We start from the raw sequence: 15,641 nt of genomic DNA, 5'->3' as shown, positions 1-15,641 counted from the left end.
TTTTAGTTTTTACATGCCACTACTCAGCATGTTCAATTTTACTCAATGGAAAACGATCCGTCAAAGCCCGTACGTCATCGGCAACTTCAGCAAGAATAGCAGCATCCTCAGAATTCTCCAAAGCACGCACCACAAGTTCAGCGACTTGAGCTGCTTCAGCTTCTTTGAACCCACGTGTTGTAATCGCTGGCGTTCCGATACGGATACCAGATGTGATAAATGGACTACGTGGGTCATTTGGAATGGCTTCCTTGTTTGTTGTAATGTGAACTGAATCCAACAAGTTTTGCGCCTTCTTACCTGAAATACCTGTTTCAGTTAGGTCAAGGTTAAACAAGTGGTTGTCAGTTCCGCCCGAAACAACGCGGATCGTTTTTGATGCATTGAATACTTCAGCCATCGCTGAGGCATTCGCAATAATTTGTCGGCCATAGGCCTTGAAGCTATCATCTTGGTCTTCCTTGAAAGCAACCGCTTTACCAGCAATCACGTGCTCCAAAGGCCCCCCTTGCGTTCCAGGGAAGATTGCAGAATTCAACTTTTTACCAAGTTCTTCATTGGCTAAGATCAAGCCACCACGTGGACCACGCAAGGTCTTGTGGGTTGTCGTTGTCACAACATCAGCAATCCCGATTGGTGATGGGTGCACACCAGCCGCAACAAGTCCGGCAATGTGTGCCATATCAACCATCAAATAAGCGCCAACTGAGTCAGCAATCTTACGGAAACGATCAAAATCAATAATCCGTGAGTAAGCTGAAGCACCAGCGACAATTAACTTAGGGTGATATTCATCCGCCAAAGCTTGCACTTGATCATAATCTAGTAATTCGTTTTCATCTAATCCATATTCATGGAAGTTATAGACCTTACCAGAGAAGTTTACCGCAGCACCGTGAGTCAAGTGCCCTCCAGCATCCAAACTCATTCCAAGCACTTCATCTCCAGTTTCAAGCAATGCAGCATAAACTGCAGCATTGGCTTGTGACCCAGAATGAGGTTGAACGTTCGCATATTCAGCACCAAACAATTCCTTGGCGCGGTCAATGGCGAGTTGTTCAACTTGGTCAATGAATTCCGTTCCACCATAGTAACGCTTACCAGGGTACCCTTCAGCATACTTGTTGGTCAAGATACTTCCTTGCGCGGCGCGGACACCGGCAGAGGCAATATTTTCAGAGGCAATCAATTCAATATTATGTTCTTGTCGATCTGCTTCTCGATCAACGGCTTCCCACAATTCAGGATCATAGCTACGGTAATTTGTCATATTGGCATCAGCCCTCCAAAGATTAATATACGTACATTATACAATATTTTGTTGAAAAATACATTGATTTCCGTACATTATCTTTAAAACAGAACTAATATTCTAACAATTCAGAAACATCTTGCCCACCAGCCGCTTTATTTAAGCGGTTATTGTAAGCAGCATTTGCTGATGTTTCCGGCATCTTAGCAACCAAAATTGTATTGACGTTAGGTTGCGCGTCAAAATGACGTAATCCGGCAAATAACTTCGCTGCAGCTGAATCTGCATCTGGCCCTAATGACCACACGAAATCCATCCCTGATAGTTGATGTTCGGCAATTAAGTCATTCGTCAACATTATCCCAACAGGATCTAATTGTGACTGCGCCCAGATAATGGCTTGCGTCCATTCATCTTCGGTAACCATATACACATCTTTGTCTGGTGCGTAATGGCGATATTTCATTCCGGGTGCTTTAGGCACTTCGTCGGCTTTAACTGCATGTTGTCCAGCCTCCACATCAGTGCCTAAAATAACTTCAATTTGTTCAGGTGTGATTTTCCCAGGACGCAAAACCGTTGGCACATCCGTAGAAAGATCAATCACAGTTGACTCAACCCCGATGCGTGTACTGCCACCATCCAAAATCCCTGAAATCTTGCCATGCAAGTCATGATAGACGTGTTGGGCAATTGTCGGTGAAGGACGGCCAGATGTATTGGCTGACGGCCCAACAATTGGTGTGTCTGCTTCCCGAATCAAGCTTCTTGTTAAATCATTATCTGGCATTCGAATGGCTACGGTGTCTAGCCCACCCGTGACCGTTGCTGACAAAGCACCAGGTTTAACTGGCAAAATCATCGTCAAAGGTCCAGGCCAAAATGCCGTAATTAACTTATCAGCCCATTCATTGCGTTGCGCAAATGCGTCAATTTGCTCTGGGTCAGCCACATGGACAATCAACGGATTGTCTGATGGCCGCCCTTTAGCAGCGTAGACCTTGCCGACTGCTTTCTCATTGAAAGCGTCAGCGCCTAAGCCATAAACGGTTTCCGTTGGAAAAGCGACCAACGATCCGCGCTTAATCGCACGGACTGCTGCTGGCAATTCATCCGGTGTCCAAATCTTAGTTTCCATACTTACCCCCTTCTTGCAACCTTCAACATGCGGTCATGCCCGCTCATATCCTGTTGCAATGTTACTTGTGTCGCTGGCAATTGACTAAAGAGATCAACGAGCGCTTGTCCTTGCTGATAACCAATTTCAAAATAAGCCTCCCCATTTGGCTTTAAATATGCCAACAATTCCGGAGCAATCGCTTCGTAAATTGCCAACCCTTGGTCTTCAGCAAACAAAGCCTGGTCCGGTTCAAAGTTCAATACACTTTCATCCATCACAGCACGTTCATCTTCAGCAATATATGGCGGATTGCTAATAATCACGTCATACTGACCCTTAATATTTTCAAAAAGGTCACTTTGAAGAAAGCCAACTTGCGGTGCATATTGTTTGGCATTGGCTTGCGCCACCTCAAGAGCCTCACTAGAAATATCGCTAGCTGTTACATCCCATGTTGGCCGTTCAGCTGCAATGGTCACAGCAATCGCCCCTGATCCAGTACCAATATCCAAGACTGATTGTGTTGTCGCTTTGGGATGGTCTCGCAAAACCCAATCAACTAATTCTTCAGTTTCTTGGCGTGGAATCAAGACGCGTCGGTCTACTTGGAATTCACGACCATAAAAAGCTGCATGTCCTAGTGCATATTGCACCGGTTGCCCACCTTTAATCGCGTCAACAGCAACCATAAAACGCAAACGCAAATCATCTTCCAAAATCGTATTCGCATTATTGGCCAATTGACTATAATTCCAGTCCAACATTCCCGTTAAGAGATAGTCGATTTGCGCTTGGCGTTCATCTTGATCATGGACATATGGCTCGAGTTGCCAATTTCCCCAGTCACTGACGGCTTGAATTGTCCATTGTTCATCAAACATAACTTAACCTTGCTTCAAATCTTCAAGTTTAGCCGTTTGATCAGCAATCACAAGTGCATCGATGATATCGTCCAATTCACCGTTCATAATGCGATCCAACTTATTCAAAGTCAAACCAATTCGGTGATCCGTCACACGGTTTTGCGGATAGTTGTATGTTCGAATACGTTCAGAACGATCACCAGTACCAACGGCTGTCTTACGCTCTTCGGCATATTCAGCTTCGTTTTGTGAAGCGTAGTAATCGTACACACGTGTCTTCAAAATTTCCATCGCCTTGGCACGGTTTTGTTGTTGTGAACGTTGGTCTTGCATCGCCACAACGATTCCCGTTGGCAAGTGGGTCATACGCACGGCAGATGACGTCTTGTTAATGTGCTGTCCTCCAGCTCCAGATGAACGATAAACATCGACACGCAAGTCTTTGTCTTCAATTTCAATATCAACGTCTTCATATTCAGGCATTACCCCAACTGTGGCAGTTGATGTGTGAACACGTCCTGCTGATTCAGTTTCAGGCACACGTTGCACACGGTGGGCCCCGTTTTCATACTTCAACTTTGAATACACGTTGTTTCCTGTGATCATCAAAACGATTTCTTTGTATCCACCAATTTCAGTCTTGTTTTCATCAATGACTTCAACATTCCAGTTTTGACGTTCAGCATAACGGCTGTACATTTCGTATAAATCCGCAGCAAACAAAGCCCCTTCATCACCACCAGCAGCACCGTGAATTTCCATGATAATATTCTTATCATCATTAGGATCCTTAGGGAGCAATAGAATCTTCAAGCGTTCTTCTAATTCAGACTTTTCGCTTTCAAGTTCCTTTAGTTCACCCTTAGTCAATTCTTCCATATCCGCATCCAAATCTTCATTCAACAATTCCTTGTCGTCTGCGATTTCTTGAATAACGTCTTGGTAGTGCTTAAAAACTTCAACTGTTTCACGTAATTGTCCTTCTTCCTTTGACAATTCCATAAAACGATTGGTATCTGAAATGATATCTGGATCAGAAAGCATTTCATTCACTTCATCATAACGATCTACGACTGACTGTAGTCGTTCAAAAATTTCATCCATCGTTTGTTCTCCTATTTAAATTCTGCAGCTGCTGTAAAACCAGAGTCCTGTGAGCGGCGTGCAATCGCTTCTAAATCAGGGTGGTTATAGTGACGGCGGCAAACAGGTAGATATGAATCATCTCCACCAATTTGTACTTGCGCGCCTTGGTACACTGGCACACCATCATTTAAACGCAAGTTCATCGTTGCTTTACGACCACAAAATGAACATAGCGTCTTCATTTCTTCAATCTTATCCGCATAAATCAAAAGGGCTTCTGATCCTGGGAATAAATTGTTAAAAGCATCATTTTTCAACCCGAAAGTAAGCACTGGAATGTTCAATTCATCAACCACATGGGTCAATTGCAAGACTTGTTCCTTGGTCATAAATTGTGCTTCGTCAATCAGCACAGCCGCAATATCATCTTGTTGATCAATCAACGCAAACAAATCATCTTGATCTGTAATCGCAACGGCTGGACGGGTTAAACCAATGCGTGATGCAATCTCCCCGACTTCAGTCCGGTTATCGAGCGCACTCGTTAACAACAAGACATTGCGTTGTTGGACCTCATAATTATGAGCGACCTTTAAAATTTCAATACTCTTACCGCTGGCCATTGCGCCATAACGGAAAAACAACTGTGCCATCCTGACTCCTTTCGGTGTTAATAGATAATTTTGCCGATTAACACTCATTTAACAGTATAACCAAATTGCGGATAGAAAAAAAGCAGTTAAACACCCAATCTGTTTAACTGCTTTATTTTTATTGATTATGCTACCCTAGACTACTTTACGCTATACCAACGTGATGCAAAGCGCTTCGCATAATTCATCATTTTAGATGTCTCTTTCAAATCATTTGAAAAATACGGAATCTCTTCGGTCCCCAATGCCTGTTTCATGTAGTAGCTCGTGACCTCTTCGTCATCAAATTGCGTTGCATGCCAATCAACATCATCGCAATAATACTCAACGTGCACTCGACCTTGAGCATCTTTTGACCAATGGACCATCATATTTTTAAAAGTCGGTTGGTGTGCGTCATCTAAGACAATTGTCGCTTCTGTTAACACCTCAGACAAATCCAAATTAATGTCCATCTGGTCATCATACGTCAAATCATTTACATAAGCATAATGCGGGAAATAAGAAACATCTCCATCTGAATCCTGCCACCACAAACTGATTGATTGTTCATCTTCATGCGTCAAGAATAACAACCACGCCTCTTTCCAAGTTTTATCAATTGCGTTAATCTGTTTTTCACCTAGCTCCGCAGCCTTTAGTAAAGCTTGATCCATATCGCCTTCTTTAACGTCTGGTTCGGCATCACTATCTGTCACTTTGCTATCTGCCACCTTATGCGCATTACTAAATGCTTGCATGACTTTAACGGTAACAGCTGCCTCATCTTGGGTGGTATTTTCAACATACAATGCACCAGTTGTATGATTCAGATAGAAATTAAGAATATCTTTTTGCGTGAAATTTTCTGCATCTTCCCACGGTGTATAGTCATACTTTAACTTACCAGAAATGTCTTCATTCTCATTAATGGCATAGTGTAATAGAGCCGTCGTAAATGGTTCGTCTTGAGTTTGTTGAACTTCCAAATTCAATAATTCAGCGTCATGGCGTAATTTGGCTCGAATTTCCGGCATATTTCCAGTTTGCGCTTCGGCAGCTGGCTGTGTCAGCAAGACAATTTGACCATCAGATTGACGCTTCCAAATATCAATAGCCAACTCTTCAGCACTAACGGCATCATCAAACAAAATCCACATGTCTTGCCAATTTCCACCAATTCCCTCAACTAGTTCTAGGGCCGAAACCAACAATTCATTTGATTGTTTTTCGACATCAATATCATTATGATTCGGTTCACCAATCTCTTCCGTCTCTACTTCAGCGTCCAGAGAATCACTTGACGCACTTGGCTCGTAAGGAATAAAGCTTACGTCTTGAATTTCACCTTTATTCTCTACAGAAATATCTGCGATTTGTTGTGCATCATCTTGGGCATACATTCTATGCTGATAAGTTGCTAATCCACCTTCTTGTGTGGCACCAAAGCGTTCTAAAGCACTTTTATACAACTTGACGTACTTATCCATAATTTCAATATCGGTTTCATTCAAACTCAACAAGTAGCTTTCACGTCCGCGAGACATAGCACGTTTGGTAAAAGGATCATCATCTTCAGCTACATGCTCTTCAAGCTCCTTTATGAAATCTAAAATACGCACTTGGTTTAATGTATAATTCTCACTCATCATGTGATAAAGTGCAGTTGATAAATCACCCGTATCAACACCACTATAATCATCGCTTAATTCATCTAACATCCCATAGATAAAGATTGCCAAGATCTCTACGCCTAGCTCATCTGGATAGATATCTTGCAATTTAATACGCTCAAAAACAGTTGCGTCAATTTCTTGATTGGCGTCATCTAAAAAGATATTGTCACTTTCATCCGTTAAATATTCAGAGGGCCAAAAGGTCATAATCCACGGTATCAATTGTAATACCGGTACAATGACAGCAAACGTCCAGTATGAACTAAAGCGTGTATCATTTAGTCGCCGCCAAATGGCACTAATATATGCCATAAAGAATAGTAATTGCGTTACTGGGATTCCAATGACCAAACCACCGTAAAAGGCATCTTCAAAGTTAGTTTGACCAAAAAAACCTTCACCCGCCACCATCACGATAAGGTAAAGCAGTATCACTATAATTAAATTCGCAATGAATCCCACAAAGAACTCAGTTCTTGTATCATCTTCATCATATGTAAACATTTTGGTCCAAAAACGACCAATCAAATGAAAAAATTCCATTGTTTCTCCTATCAATTGTAAAATAATAAAAACATATTAATATATATTATTCTAGCAAACAAAGTCCATGACGTGTTCATGTTTTTCATCTAAAATTCTTTATAAAAAAAACGCGTACAAATATGTGCGCGTTTTTCGTCTTTATTAATAGAATTCAGGTTCGATTTCAGAAACGCGACTAGCCCAATCAACATCGGGATAGCGACGCTCAAGCATCTTTTGCAACATACGTAAGGCTAGATTTCCGTTACGCGTCAAGATAGGTCCATGGAAGTAGGTTCCGTAAGTGTTCTTATAGACCAAACCTTCTCCACCATCTTCACCATTGTTTCCCTTACCTTGCTTGACCATCCCCAAAGGACGTTCCTTATCATCAAGGAATGTACGCCCTTGGTGATTTTCAAAACCATGATAGATATCCCCATTAGTTGGATCTTCGATCGTCACATTTCCAATGAATCGACCGTTTGGCTGATTCAACGTGTAATGCATCATCGCCTTGATTCCTTCAACACGCGTACCATCAGCCAAAACGAAATAGTCTCCTAATAATTGGAAACCACCACAAACGCCAAGGAAAGTCCCACCATCTTCAATGTAGCGCTTAATTGCTGGCGCCTTGCTAGGCAAGTCTTTGGTTACCACCATTTGCTCATAGTCTTGACCACCACCAAAAAGGACAAAATCATACTTGGTATCATCAAAATCATCACCAAGTGAAACCATATCCGTTTCAACGGCCACACCTAGTTGCTTAGCATAGAAATTTAGGGCAACGATATTACCGTAATCACCATACGTGTTCATCAAGTCACCATATAGGTGCGCTGTTTGTAAAGTGTATTCCGCCATTGATTAGCCCTCCATTCCAGTTTTAATGTAACCAGCTTGCTTTAACTGCTCACGCAATTGCAACATTGCTGTATAAGTGGCGGCGACATAGACGTGTTCTGTCGGTTGCGCTTTAATAGCTGCCACAATCCGTGTCAAGTCTTCATAGACTGGTTGGTCACCGAAGCCAGCCATCTTAATACGAACATACAAATCCTTGTAACGCTCACCACCTGTTGATATAGCTTGCATGTTAGTCTTGGCCAAATCTTCGAATTCGGTATCCCAAATCCAACTTGTATCAATACCATCAGCGTAATTAGCGTTTAGTAAAGCAATGACTGAGAATGGTTGATCATCAGAAGCCATCATTTGAATGACCTGATTAGCCCCAACTGGATTCTTAATCAAAACGATAGTGACATCTTTATCGTCAACTTTAACTGCTTCTTGTCGACCAAAAATCTGTGCATTTGATTCAAAAGCATGTTTGATTTGCGCTTGTGAAACACCCATGTAACGACCAATGGTGTAAGCTGCCAAAGCATTATAGATATTATATTCTCCACCAATTTCGATTTGGTAAGTTTGACCATCAATGTCAAAGTTTGAATAACGTGGTGTTAACTCATTTAACTTGGTGACGGCATAATCCAGTTCAGGCCGCTTGAAATCATCAGTCTTGCTGAAATAAGAACCTTGGTTCGCAAAGGTAATGTAGTGATAGTGCAAAACGGAATTGTCAGTGGGTGACAAAACCCCATCTGTGTTATATGGTGCACGCATGTCCCCGGTTTCAGATTCTGTCTTGAAACCAAAGTAAACCTTTGGATTAGGCAAATTACCACGCATAAAGATTGGTGAATCCGCATTGGCAATCACCGTCGCTTCAGGGAATAGTCGAATCCCCTTCAGAATCTTTTCATAGGTCGTGTAAATTTCACCATAACGATCTAATTGATCACGGAATATGTTCGTCAAAACAAACGCCTTCGGCTTTAATTGACGGGCGACCTCTTCCATATTGGCTTCGTCAACCTCAAGAATTGCTACTGGCTTTTGCCCATTTTTCTTAGGCTTGGCTGTGAGCATGGTCCCAGTGATTCCTTGCATCATGTTTGAACCTGATGGGTTCGTGATGACGTCAGTATATTTTTCACGCAAGACACGGGTCGCCAAAGCGGTGGTTAACGTCTTACCATTAGTTCCAGTCACTAAGATGACATCGTATTTTTCAGCCAATGTCGTCATAACATTTGGATCAATTTTAATTGCCAATTTTCCTGGTAATGATGTGCCTCCGCGGTGGAGCACATTGTGCAACACAAAATATGAACTATTTCCGACAAAGGTTGCCAATGAACTTCTTAAACTCATGTCTTACTCCTTTTTATTATGCCGTAGCATAATCACTTTAAATTGCTAGCACTAAGTGTAACATTTTGTTCGTTTTGCTGAACACCATTATCACTTAATTTTTTATTTATTTTGCGGCCGGTCCAGGAGTCGCTAGCACAAATTCACCTGTCCCCGTCACCATGCAATCACTGCCATCGGCGAGTAAGATAAAACTCATCCCCGGCGTAAAGCTGTAAGTATCACGTTTACTCTGTATGGTTACCTTACCGGATACAACTACCCCGATTTGATAACTATCGCTTGGGGCTAACGTACATGTGCCATCTAAATGGTAATCTTGCACATTGAAATATTCTGCTTGGACTAACGTCGTACACGTTGCTCCACCAATTTGTTTCGTTGTTTGCTTGGGTGTAACAGGTGCAAAGGGCACCTGTGTTACTGCCTTGGCATCTAGTAAGTCTAATTTCCGGTGGAACCCTGTAGTCTGATCAATACGATCAAAATCATATACACGGTACGTGGTATCAGAAGATTGTTGAATTTCCAAGGCCACTACGCCAGCGCCCAGGGCATGCAAAGTACCTGCTGGTACATAGAAAAAGTCACCAGCCTTCACTGGCACCCTCCTTAACAAACGCTCCCAATCACGCTGTTCTAACATCCGACTAAATTCAGCCCGTGTCTGTGCATGATGGCCAAAGTAAATTTCAGCGTCTGGTTTAGCTGCCAAAATATACCACGACTCTGTTTTGCCCAACTCATGGGCGTGCTTTGCTGCATATGCATTACCCGGATGAACTTGAACCGATAAGTTTTCATGTGCATCTAGGATCTTAACCAATAGTGGAAAAGGTCTTACCCCATGTGCATTTTGAAACAGCTCTGGATGTTGACGCCAAACCTCAACTAACGTCTTGCCCTTAAAGCGACCATTTTTAATCCAAGTTGGTCCATTAGGATGCCCAGAAGCAACCCAAGCTTCCCCCGTGTGATCACTTGGAATATCAAACCCGTACAAATCGCGTAAAGCCGTACCGCCCCACATTTTTTCGTGCAAATCAGCTTGTAATACAAGTATTTCTGTCATATTGCTCATCTCCCCAAATGTTTAATATGTTTATTTAATTTTTACGTACAAACTCGACACCCAGCCGTACTGGTCCAAGTGATACCACAGGTTACCCGCACCATCCGTCACTTCTTCAATCAGATTTACCGGCGTACCGTCGGCAAGTTGTCCTATGACTTGACCATAAGGCTGGTCATAGACATTTAGCGTCTGGTTTGGAATGAAATCAATGACCCCCATCACTGAAATTTTCTTAGTATCCCAGACTTTATTCTTTAACCAACTTGGTTGATCGTCTGAGCGATCCCCACGCTCACTTGATAACTGCATATTTTGCATTGAAAATGGTACCCAACGCGAATCAGCAAGTTCATACCAGAATGTACCATCTTGTGTAGCCACACGACTTGAAACTGGCACCACCGTATCTGGCCACAAATTCGAGCCATCTTGTTCGCCGTTCATTTCGAGGTACGTTACCACAGGTTGTTTGATATGCAAGTACTTATTTGTCAGCTTTTGAGCTTCCAGATAGTGGGCCGGACGATAATATAATGTCACCGTATGCATTTCATCATTCAATACACCATTTGTTTCCCCTTTTGCTTTAACAAAAGTGTAGCCATCAATTTCAGCTGGTTCAACCTGGTAAGGCTCCCCCACATGTCCTGTAATTAATTGATTGGGTGCAACTGGTTTTTGATCATCGATATTTTTAGCATAGACCCAGACTGGCATCCCCATTAATTCAATTTCTGCCATCAGTCTCTCCTTTTTTTGCATGTATTTTACATCGTAAAAAAACGAATCCAGCAACACTTTAACGCAGCTTGCTTCAAATTCAATTATACGTCAACACACATTCTTTGTATAATTGTAAGTATTAAACCTTACAAATTTTATAAAGGACCGGTATCAGCATGCTTCCATTGACGCGCCCCGCGACAGTACAAGATTTATCCCAAATTATGACCATCATTCATGAGGCACAGGCTAATTTAAAAGCTGACGGCGTGCCACAATGGCAGGACGGTTATCCTGATGAAGCGTTAATTAAAGCCGATATTCTGAGTGGTGAAGCCTATGTTTTGGTCAACGACATCGCTGTCATTGGCTATGCCGTCATTCGGCAAACACCAGAACCAAATTACACCATCCCGCTGGATGGTAAGTGGTCAGACGATGTCACCCCGTACGTGTCTTTGCATCGCATTGCCATTTCGAGTGCCTTCCGGGGTCAACACCTTGGCCAAATCTTTATGTCTAATCTGCTCACCTGGACTAACTACCTTGGCTTCCAAGCAATACGCATTGATACGCATCCCTTGAATCAGCGGATGCAACGGCTCATTAAGCAAGTTGGATTCACATATAACTGCACTGTTTGTATGGACGGCAACGTCAATGACATCCGCTGGGCATACAGCCTAGCGCTGCCAATAACTGAATAAAATAAAGGGCGTGTCTCCATCAGGAGACACGCCTGTTTATTACAAAAAAGAACCAATCATAATGATTGGCTCTTTTTTGATTAACCTTGTGTCCGCTTACGACGAATTTGTGTCGCAGGATCCAAGAACTTTTCAATTTTTCCCATACCCCAATCAGCGATGATTGACATAAAGGCCGTTGGCAATGCACCAGCTAAGATGATGGCACCACCGTTTGTCGCGTTCGTACCACGGATGATAATATCACCCAAGCCACCAGCACCGACAAAGGCGCCAATTGCAACCACACCAATTGCTAGTACCAAGGCATTCCGCAAACCAGCCATGATAACGGAAATTGACAGTGGCAACTTAACCATATATAGCTGTTGCCAACCGGTCATTCCCATTCCTTCTCCGGCATCTAACACGTTACGATCCACCTGATTAATTCCAGTGTAGGTATTACTCAAGATTGGCAAAAGGGCATATAAGAACGTCGCCATTAAGACAACTTTAACACCAAGCCCCATTGCAAGCATCAAGATTGAAACCATAGCCAATGATGGAACGGTTTGAATAATGCTAGCAAGCCGGATCACCCACTTGGAAAGCGTGTGGCGGTTGGCAATATAAATCCCCAGCGGGATAGCAATCACAGCGGCAAACAATACCCCGTAAACTGACATTAAGAAATGTCGCATAAACTGCTCAAACACATAACTTCCGTTTTGAGCAAAATATGCAATAAATTGTTGAAAAATGTTCATCTTCGCCATATCCATTGTGCTTTACTCTCCTTCGAAATAATTATGTTTTTGCAAGAAATCGTTTGCAACCACTGAAGGTTCTTTCAAGTTGTTATCGACTTGATAGTTCAATTGTTGCATTTGCTTGGTATCAATCTTACCTGACAACTTGGTCATAGCTTTCTTCAAACCAGGCGTTGTGTTTAAGGTAACATTATCAACCACTGGACATGCATCATATGGTGGGAAGTAGTGACGATCATCCTTAAGCATTGTCAAATCGTAACTTCCAATCCGCCCATCAGTGGTGTATCCCAGCACAACATCCATCTTCTTACTTGCCACAGCCGTGTACACCAAACCAATTTGCATTGGGTGAATTGACTTGAATGGGAAGTAGGTCTTTTTAAAGCCATCATAACCATCACCTTGACGCGTCACCCAAGCGGTATCAACCCCCAGGCTCAGCTTATCGGCAACTTTTTCCATATCACTAACAGTCTTTAAGTTGTACTTCTTAGCGGTGTCTTTACGTACCAAGAACACATACGTATTTTCAAATCCATATGATGGGAACCATGTCTCATTATATTTCTTTTCAAATTGATCATGCACTGTGTTGAAGGCTTTTTGTGGGTTCTTTTCAGCTGGCAATCCCAACGTCGTCGTCAAGTCGGTTCCGGTATATCGGGCCGCTGAAACTTGTGCGTCGCCATTAGTCATCGCCTTCTGATTAATTGTTGTCGTCGCCAAGTTATTAATGACCCGAGTTGGACGACCAGTATAGTGTGAAATCATATCAGCATTAATGCTTCCCAGTGTTTGGGCTTCTGATGTAATTCCACCAGTGACTGTAATTGGCTTATTCTCAGTTTGAGGTGGCATCAGCCAGAAATATCCGGCTAGCAAAACAATAAATGCCACGACCCCAATAACAATGTTACGTACTTTTTTCTGAGTGGTCATTAGCGAGCCCTCCGTTCTGCATCTTCACGGGCTTGTTGTTTATCGGCCATATCTTGTTGCAAAATGAACGCCTTTGGCGTCATGATTCGTTCCAACTTAGATAATAAGAAATCAACAACCAAGGCAATGATTGTAACTGGAATTGTTCCAGCGAAAATCAATTCTGGTTGGTAGTTGTACAAACCACTGAAGATAAGGTCTCCCAAACCACCAGCGCCAATATATGAAGCTAGGGTTGCCCAAGAAATAACGTAGATGGCTGACAAATGGATTCCGGCCATAATAGTCGGTAGAGCAATTGGCAATTCGACCATAAAGATTGACTGCATATTGCTCATCCCCATTCCACGAGCCACATCACGATATTCGTCATTCACATTACTCATACCCAAATACGTATTACGCAGAATGGGAAGTAAAGAATAAATAAATAGCGCAATAATCGCTGGCGTACGCCCAATCCCAAAGATTGGTAACATCAAAGTTAGAAGCGCCAAAGATGGAATTGTCTGTAACGCACTAACCACATTTATAATGGGATTCGCTAACTTGTTTGCACGAGTTAGCGCAATTCCAGCTGGTACAGCAACAATGATTCCAAAGAATAAGGCGATTGCCGAAATATAGATATGTTGGCCACTCTTCGTTAGAATTTGTGAACCGTATTCTGAAATAAAGGCTTGCATCGACTATACCTCCTTGGCGTCAGTAGTAGCTGGTGCTCCATCATTGGCTGTTGTTTCAGATTGATCAGCCTTGGCTGCTTTATCTGCATCGGTGTCGGAAGCAGAAGTTCCCCAAATTGTATCGTAAACCAAGTCAACTAATGATGAACGTGTCAAAATACCAACAACATGCTTTTGGTCATCAACAACTGGGACCGTCTTCAAACCAAGGTTCAAAATACGTTGCAACGTATTTCTCAAAAGGTCGGTTTCCTTAACGTATGGGACATCAACCATAATGTCACCCACACTTGAAGCGCGATCGCGTTGCTTATTCAAGTTCTGCACATCAACAACACCCTTTAGCACACCAGCGTTATCAGTCACAATCAATGAATCAACACGCTTTTCCTTCATAATTGTGATGGCGTCGCTCAATGAACGATCTGTGTGGATGGTAATGGCACCATTACTCATAATCGTCTTAACTTGCGTGTCATCTGGTTGCGCTTGCAATAGACGTTCTTCACCAATCAACTCTTCAACGAATTCATTGGCTGGGTGACGCAAAACATTATCAGGTGTATCAAATTGAATGACATGTCCGTGGCTCATCACAACCAAACGATTAGCAAGCTTCAAAGCTTCATCCATATCGTGGGTCACGAAAATAACAGTCTTACCCAATTTGACTTGCAATGATTTAATCAAATCTTGCAAAGATTCACGCGTGATTGGATCCAATGCACCAAACGGTTCATCCATTAGAATGATATCTTGATCTGCAGCCAAAGCACGCACAACCCCGATACGTTGTTGCTGTCCTCCTGATAACTCAAAAGGATAACGATCCAACATTTCACGGGGCAATTCAACCAAGTCAATCATCTTATTGGCCGTCTTTTCACGTTCGACCTCATCCACTTTCAAAAGACGTTGTACTAAGGTGATGTTTTCACGAATCGTCATGTGCGGCATCAAACCAATGCTTTGAATCACATAACCAATTCGTCGACGTAACTCAACTGGATTTAAAGTTGCTACGTCCTTATCATCTACCAAAATTTTTCCTGAAGTTGGTGTGTTCATTCGGTTAATCATCCGCATAAGGGTTGTCTTACCACTACCACTCGTACCAATGAAACAAATGAACTCCCCCTTATTAAAACTCAAATCAATGTCTTCCACTGCGACTTTAGCGCCGTCATACACTTTGGAAACATTTTGAAATTCAATAAATCCACTCATAAACTCTACCTCGTCCCAAATTTTTCAACGTTGGCGCTTGAAACGCCGAACGTATCACTTATACATAATCTATCTTTACACAATCTTTGCAAAATTACAAATCAATTACTTTTAAATAGCATTTAGTTACGTTAATAAATTTATTCATA

15 protein-coding genes are annotated in these 15,641 nt (G+C 42.3%); 1 reads left to right on the top strand and 14 read right to left on the bottom strand.

Annotated features, from left to right (window positions below):
* Window positions 1–19 precede the first annotated feature (19 nt).
* The 10 genes from glyA to IE337_RS00615 form a co-directional block, all read right to left on the bottom strand.
* Window positions 20–1,270, bottom strand: a complete 1,251-nt coding sequence (gene glyA, locus IE337_RS00660; protein WP_191136446.1) for a serine hydroxymethyltransferase — start codon at window positions 1,268–1,270, stop codon at window positions 20–22.
* A 94-nt stretch (window positions 1,271–1,364) separates the two neighbouring features.
* Complete coding sequence (locus IE337_RS00655; protein ID WP_191136445.1) at window positions 1,365–2,390, bottom strand: L-threonylcarbamoyladenylate synthase; 1,026 nt, start codon at window positions 2,388–2,390, stop codon at window positions 1,365–1,367.
* Between the two features lie 2 nt (window positions 2,391–2,392).
* Window positions 2,393–3,253 (bottom strand): peptide chain release factor N(5)-glutamine methyltransferase, encoded by an 861-nt coding sequence (gene prmC, locus IE337_RS00650; protein WP_191136444.1) that lies wholly within the window; start codon window positions 3,251–3,253, stop codon window positions 2,393–2,395.
* Window positions 3,254–3,256: 3 nt separating this feature from the next.
* Window positions 3,257–4,339, bottom strand: a complete 1,083-nt coding sequence (gene prfA / locus IE337_RS00645; protein WP_057745025.1) for a peptide chain release factor 1 — start codon at window positions 4,337–4,339, stop codon at window positions 3,257–3,259.
* Window positions 4,340–4,350: 11 nt separating this feature from the next.
* The gene (locus IE337_RS00640) at window positions 4,351–4,974 is read right to left on the bottom strand and encodes a thymidine kinase (RefSeq protein ID WP_057745023.1); all 624 of its coding nucleotides are present in this window, start codon (window positions 4,972–4,974) and stop codon (window positions 4,351–4,353) included.
* Between the two features lie 140 nt (window positions 4,975–5,114).
* A complete protein-coding gene (locus tag IE337_RS00635) occupies window positions 5,115–7,172 on the bottom strand; it encodes a DUF805 domain-containing protein (RefSeq protein WP_191136443.1) in 2,058 nt (685 codons plus the stop codon).
* 144 nt (window positions 7,173–7,316) lie between these two features.
* The gene (locus tag IE337_RS00630) at window positions 7,317–8,024 is read right to left on the bottom strand and encodes a type 1 glutamine amidotransferase (protein WP_057745009.1); all 708 of its coding nucleotides are present in this window, start codon (window positions 8,022–8,024) and stop codon (window positions 7,317–7,319) included.
* Window positions 8,025–8,027: 3 nt separating this feature from the next.
* Entirely contained in the window at window positions 8,028–9,380 is a 1,353-nt protein-coding gene (locus tag IE337_RS00625) for a Mur ligase family protein (RefSeq protein ID WP_191136442.1), read from the bottom strand.
* Between the two features lie 106 nt (window positions 9,381–9,486).
* A complete protein-coding gene (gene manA, locus IE337_RS00620; protein WP_191136441.1) occupies window positions 9,487–10,452 on the bottom strand; it encodes a mannose-6-phosphate isomerase, class I in 966 nt (321 codons plus the stop codon).
* A 30-nt stretch (window positions 10,453–10,482) separates the two neighbouring features.
* Window positions 10,483–11,196 carry a MucBP domain-containing protein gene (locus IE337_RS00615; RefSeq protein ID WP_191136440.1) on the bottom strand — a complete coding sequence of 238 codons (714 nt, stop codon included), beginning with the start codon at window positions 11,194–11,196 and terminating at the stop codon, window positions 10,483–10,485.
* Window positions 11,197–11,354: 158 nt separating this feature from the next.
* On the opposite strand from IE337_RS00615, the gene IE337_RS00610 reads away from it, so the two are divergent.
* Window positions 11,355–11,885: a GNAT family N-acetyltransferase gene (locus tag IE337_RS00610; RefSeq protein WP_057744997.1), complete on the top strand. Its 531-nt coding sequence runs from the start codon at window positions 11,355–11,357 to the stop codon at window positions 11,883–11,885.
* Between the two features lie 80 nt (window positions 11,886–11,965).
* Here the strand turns inward: IE337_RS00610 and IE337_RS00605 are convergent, their stop codons facing one another.
* From IE337_RS00605 to IE337_RS00590, 4 genes are read right to left on the bottom strand one after another with little or no spacing between them, the layout of a single operon-like run.
* Entirely contained in the window at window positions 11,966–12,643 is a 678-nt protein-coding gene (locus tag IE337_RS00605) for an ABC transporter permease (RefSeq protein ID WP_270622029.1), read from the bottom strand.
* Between the two features lie 12 nt (window positions 12,644–12,655).
* Window positions 12,656–13,579: an osmoprotectant ABC transporter substrate-binding protein gene (locus tag IE337_RS00600; protein WP_112468711.1), complete on the bottom strand. Its 924-nt coding sequence runs from the start codon at window positions 13,577–13,579 to the stop codon at window positions 12,656–12,658.
* Window positions 13,579–14,265 (bottom strand): ABC transporter permease, encoded by a 687-nt coding sequence (locus tag IE337_RS00595; RefSeq protein ID WP_057744990.1) that lies wholly within the window; start codon window positions 14,263–14,265, stop codon window positions 13,579–13,581. Before IE337_RS00595 ends, IE337_RS00600 begins: the two co-directional genes overlap by 1 nt.
* A gap of 3 nt (window positions 14,266–14,268) precedes the next feature.
* Window positions 14,269–15,492: a betaine/proline/choline family ABC transporter ATP-binding protein gene (locus IE337_RS00590; RefSeq protein ID WP_191136439.1), complete on the bottom strand. Its 1,224-nt coding sequence runs from the start codon at window positions 15,490–15,492 to the stop codon at window positions 14,269–14,271.
* Window positions 15,493–15,641 lie beyond the last annotated feature (149 nt).

The organism is Weissella viridescens, assembly GCF_014789145.1.
Classification (GTDB): domain Bacteria; phylum Bacillota; class Bacilli; order Lactobacillales; family Lactobacillaceae; genus Weissella; species Weissella viridescens.
The sequence above is the reverse complement of the archived record's forward strand: the minus strand, read 5'-3'. Positions and strand labels throughout refer to the sequence as shown.

Excerpts from the sequence above, each read along its gene's own strand:
- glyA (WP_191136446.1), bottom strand. The coding sequence starts at position 1,270 with ATGACAAATTACCGTAGCTATGATCCTGAATTGTGGGAAGCCGTTGAT.
- IE337_RS00655 (WP_191136445.1), bottom strand. The coding sequence starts at position 2,390 with ATGGAAACTAAGATTTGGACACCGGATGAATTGCCAGCAGCAGTCCGT.
- prmC (WP_191136444.1), bottom strand. The coding sequence starts at position 3,253 with ATGTTTGATGAACAATGGACAATTCAAGCCGTCAGTGACTGGGGAAAT.
- prfA (WP_057745025.1), bottom strand. The coding sequence starts at position 4,339 with ATGGATGAAATTTTTGAACGACTACAGTCAGTCGTAGATCGTTATGAT.
- IE337_RS00640 (WP_057745023.1), bottom strand. The coding sequence starts at position 4,974 with ATGGCACAGTTGTTTTTCCGTTATGGCGCAATGGCCAGCGGTAAGAGT.
- IE337_RS00635 (WP_191136443.1), bottom strand. The coding sequence starts at position 7,172 with ATGGAATTTTTTCATTTGATTGGTCGTTTTTGGACCAAAATGTTTACA.
- IE337_RS00630 (WP_057745009.1), bottom strand. The coding sequence starts at position 8,024 with ATGGCGGAATACACTTTACAAACAGCGCACCTATATGGTGACTTGATG.
- IE337_RS00625 (WP_191136442.1), bottom strand. The coding sequence starts at position 9,380 with ATGAGTTTAAGAAGTTCATTGGCAACCTTTGTCGGAAATAGTTCATAT.
- manA (WP_191136441.1), bottom strand. The coding sequence starts at position 10,452 with ATGACAGAAATACTTGTATTACAAGCTGATTTGCACGAAAAAATGTGG.
- IE337_RS00615 (WP_191136440.1), bottom strand. The coding sequence starts at position 11,196 with ATGGCAGAAATTGAATTAATGGGGATGCCAGTCTGGGTCTATGCTAAA.
- IE337_RS00610 (WP_057744997.1), top strand. The coding sequence starts at position 11,355 with ATGCTTCCATTGACGCGCCCCGCGACAGTACAAGATTTATCCCAAATT.
- IE337_RS00605 (WP_270622029.1), bottom strand. The coding sequence starts at position 12,643 with ATGGCGAAGATGAACATTTTTCAACAATTTATTGCATATTTTGCTCAA.
- IE337_RS00600 (WP_112468711.1), bottom strand. The coding sequence starts at position 13,579 with ATGACCACTCAGAAAAAAGTACGTAACATTGTTATTGGGGTCGTGGCA.
- IE337_RS00595 (WP_057744990.1), bottom strand. The coding sequence starts at position 14,265 with ATGCAAGCCTTTATTTCAGAATACGGTTCACAAATTCTAACGAAGAGT.
- IE337_RS00590 (WP_191136439.1), bottom strand. The coding sequence starts at position 15,492 with ATGAGTGGATTTATTGAATTTCAAAATGTTTCCAAAGTGTATGACGGC.